The organism is Paraburkholderia sp. GAS348, from assembly GCF_050434205.1.
GTDB lineage: Bacteria > Pseudomonadota > Gammaproteobacteria > Burkholderiales > Burkholderiaceae > Paraburkholderia.
In genome coordinates, this window is record NZ_JBNPVT010000074.1 from 1 (window position 1) to 1,257 (window position 1,257).

Annotated in this window: 1 protein-coding gene; it reads right to left on the bottom strand. The window is 59.1% G+C overall.

Features of this window, described 5'->3' with window-relative positions:
- Window positions 1-9: 9 nt before the first annotated feature.
- Window positions 10-1,187, bottom strand: a protein-coding gene (locus P3T22_RS33260) for an IS3 family transposase (RefSeq protein ID WP_429327289.1) whose coding sequence is annotated in 2 segments (ribosomal slippage) — window positions 10-920 and window positions 920-1,187 — 1,179 coding nt in all. Because the reading frame shifts where the segments join, the coding sequence is not laid out codon by codon here.
- Between the last annotated feature and the right edge of the window lie 70 nt (window positions 1,188-1,257).

Below are 1,257 nucleotides of genomic sequence, written 5' to 3' on the forward strand. Positions count from 1 at the left end.
CTGTGGTGGTCAAGTTATTTCGGACAGGCAGATAGGTTCTTTCACTGTCGGTTTCTCCTCGTAGGCAGCGGGCGACAGATAGCCCAAAGTCGAATGCAAGCGCACGGCATTGTAGAAGCCGACGATGTACTGGTTGATGTCACGCCGTGCCTCGCCGTGGTTGGCGTACTGACGCTGCCACACACGCTCCATTTTCAGGTTCAGGAAGAATCTCTCCATCACCGAATTGTCCCAACAATTTCCCTTGCGGCTCATGCTGCAAACTACGTGATGCTGCTTCAGCAAGGCCTGGTATTCATCACTTGCATACTGGGCGCCCCGGTCCGAATGCAGAACCAGTCCCGGCGCTGGCCGACGCTGCTGCAGCGCCATGGTCAGTGCCGACATGACCAGCCCAGCCGGCATGGTCGGTGCCATCGACCAGCCGACCACCTTGCGCGAGTACAGGTCCAACACGACCGCGAGATACAACCAGCCCTGTGCCGTGCGGATATACGTGATGTCTGAAACCCACGCGCGATTGGGTTCGGCCACGTCAAACTGCCGGTCGAGCACGTTCTCTGCCACTGGTAGCGTATGCCTGCTGTCGGTCGTCGAGACGAACTTGCGCTTCCAGCTCGTGCGCAGACCCGCTTCGCGCATCAGCGTGCGTACCCGATAACGACCAATACGTAGCCCTTGCTCCCGCAGCGCATGCATCACACGCCGGCTGCCGTAGCTCGCACCACTGGCAGCAAACGCTGCTTTGACGTGGGTCTGCTCCTGCAGGCTCTTTGGGCTCGGTCTGGCACGCCGGTGCGCATAGTAGCCAGAGCGGCTCACCTGCAAAACCCGGCAAGCGTCACTGACCGATACGGCCCCCTGTTGCAAGTGAGTTACCACGCGGTAAATCACTTCAGTTCCCGGGCAAAGAAGGCCGACGCTTTTTTTAGCAACGCGTTGTCCTCTCGCAATTGCCGGTTCTCAGCTTCAAGTTGCCGGATGCGCTGCTGTTCCGCCGTTAGCGGCTTACCCTCGCCGGGGCCGCCGGCACGTTCCGCATCGTACTGGGCCACCCAGCGCCGCACGGCTGTCTCAACAAGGTCCATCGACCGGCAAACCTCGCTGACCGATAACCCCTGGTCTCGTACCATGCGAACTACTTCCAGCTTGAAGCTGGCGTCAAATTGTCGGCGCCTTCTTGTCATCTTGCTCTTTTTCCTCGTCGATTCCGGATTGTCCTCCTATCGACCTGTCCGAGGAAATTAGACCATCACA